Annotated in this window: 2 protein-coding genes; both read left to right on the top strand. The window is 60.4% G+C overall.

Features of this window, described 5'->3' with window-relative positions:
* Positions 1–1306, top strand: a 1306-nt coding sequence (locus tag ACMRQN_RS03900; RefSeq protein ID WP_418733905.1) for a hypothetical protein, incomplete at its 5' end; no start/stop codon positions are given.
* A 390-nt stretch (positions 1307–1696) separates the two neighbouring features.
* The coding region (locus tag ACMRQN_RS03895; protein ID WP_418733904.1) for an IS256 family transposase at positions 1697–2294 on the top strand (598 nt) is incomplete at its 3' end.

Raw genomic sequence — 2294 nt, 5'->3', positions numbered from 1 at the left:
GTCTAAGGCCGATGCGTCGGCGGTGGCCGCAGCCGAGCGTGTGGCTTCCGGCGAGATGAGCGCGTTTGAGGCCATGGGCGCAGCCGACGGCGTTGCGGTGGCCTTGACCGAGGATGTGCTGAATGCCGCCGCTGCGACAAGCGGCCACGCAAGCGAGGGCGATGAGGCCATTGTGTCGTTTCTCTCGCGCGCCTCGTGGAACGAAGGCGAGCGCGACGGTTTGCGGTCGATGACATGCTCGTCGTGCGGCGCGGAGATTACGTGCGATGCAACGACTGCGGTTTCGGAATGTCCATATTGCGGCAACCCCGCAGTGACCCCGGGCGCGTTCGTCGACATGGCACGCCCCGATGGTGTGGTGCCGTTCAAGCTCGACAAAGACGCTGCAGTTGCTGCGTTGAATGACTATTACAAGGGTAAAAAGTTCCTGCCAAAGAAATTTATCGCCGCGAACAAAGTCGAGCATATCCAGGGCGTATATGTGCCGTTCTGGCTTTACGATGGTTCGGTTGAAGGAAGCGGCACGTTTGAGTGCCGCAATGAGCGCACCTATCGCTCGGGTGATGAGGAAGTAACGCGTACGACGGTCTACGAGGCCTATCGTGCGGGTGATTTGGATTTCGAGCGAGTTCCCGTTGACGGTTCGGCGAAAATGCCCGACGGGCACATGGATGCGATCGAGCCGTACGATTTCGACGAGATGAAACCTTTCTCGGTCGCGTATTTGCCGGGCTATGTTGCCGAGCGCTATGACGAAGATTCGAAAGTGTGTTCCAACCGCGCCGAAGAACGTATGCGTCGTTCCTTCGAGCACGATTTGCGTGCAACGATTACGGGCTACGATTACGTCGATACGGGAATCGTGCGCTCCACGACGCAGATGACGGGTTGCATGCAGGCGCTTCTTCCGGTATGGATGCTGCATACCACGTGGGAGGGCAATGACTACCTGTTCGCCATGAATGGACAAACAGGCCGATTCGTTGGCGATTTGCCCGTTGCAAAGTTCAAGGTTGCGGCGTGGTTCTTCGGTATTATCGTTGCGCTTGCCGCCGTGCTGTTCGGCCTCGATATGGGCGTGTTCCAATTCGATGACACCCTGACGAGCGTATTCGTGGATGGCGTGATTCCTGCAGTGGTTGCGGCGGTTGTGTGTATCGTTTTCTACAATCAAATGAAAACCGCCGAAGTGGCGAGTGATGCCCAGGCCTATCGATCGTTTGAGGGGTTGAATCTTACCGGCGAAAGCGAGCATTTCGTGCGCGAGTACGAGACGCGTCGCCGCATCGAGAAGAGCGACGATTAGCCAAACCCAACAATGAGCGAAACCCAAGGTTTCAAGTCGAACATATGTCGCGGCGGCTTTCAGTCACCGCGACATATTGCCTGTTGGGCATTTTATTGGTTTGGCGTCGTAAAGGGCTTAGCGATTGGATTCGCTCGGGTTGCGTCGAGCTTCGCAAGCATAGCTGCGCCCAGTTTCGAGGTATTGCTCATCATCCAGCGTAAAAGAAAAGTGCAAATAGTGACAAAAGTTGTGAATTCGGGGGCTTCAAAGGGCCCTTTTTTGGGTCTGTAAGATTGTCTGTGTAAGTCCCCTCAAGGGGCAACGTCTCCGGAGGCGATCGTCGCCGGCGCAGGGCGCCGGCCATGCTACGATGGCCGCGGCATGGCCCGCGGCAGATTGGAGACGACCGTGACCAGGAGGAAGAAGGGCGACCCCGCCGCCGAGCGCGTGGCGGCCGCCATCATGGAGGAGTTCTCGCCGAAGACCGCCGAGGAGGCGCAGGAGGCCCTGCGCTCGGTGTTCGGGCCGATGATCGAGACGATGCTCAAGGCCGAGCTCGAGGCCCACCTGGGCTACCCGGACAACGACAAGGGCCCCAAGGACGGGCCGAACAGGCGCAACGGCTACACGCGCAAGGTGGTGCGCACGAGCGCCGGCGAGGTCCCCATCGACGTGCCCCGCGACCGCGACGCCACCTTCGAGCCCGCGGTGGTGCCCAAGGGCGAGCGCGACCTGACCGGCATAGAGTCGCGCGTGATGTCGATGTACGCGCGGGGCATGTCGCAGCGCGACATAGCCGCCACGGTGCGCGAGATATACGGCTTCTCGATGAGCGCCGAGACGGTCTCGGCCATCACCGACAGGGTGTGGGAGGAGCTCGAGCGGTGGCGCTCGCGCCCGCTGGAGCCCGTGTACGCGTTCATGTTCGTCGACTGCCTCTACGTGCCGGTGAGGCGCGGGCGCGGCGCGCGCAGCATGGCGGTCTACGCGATAGTCGCCTACGACC

This window comes from Ellagibacter sp. (assembly GCF_048412355.1).
Classification (GTDB): Bacteria; Actinomycetota; Coriobacteriia; order Coriobacteriales; family Eggerthellaceae; genus Ellagibacter.
Note: the sequence above shows the minus strand (reverse complement) of the source record. Positions and strands in the feature narration are given on the sequence as shown.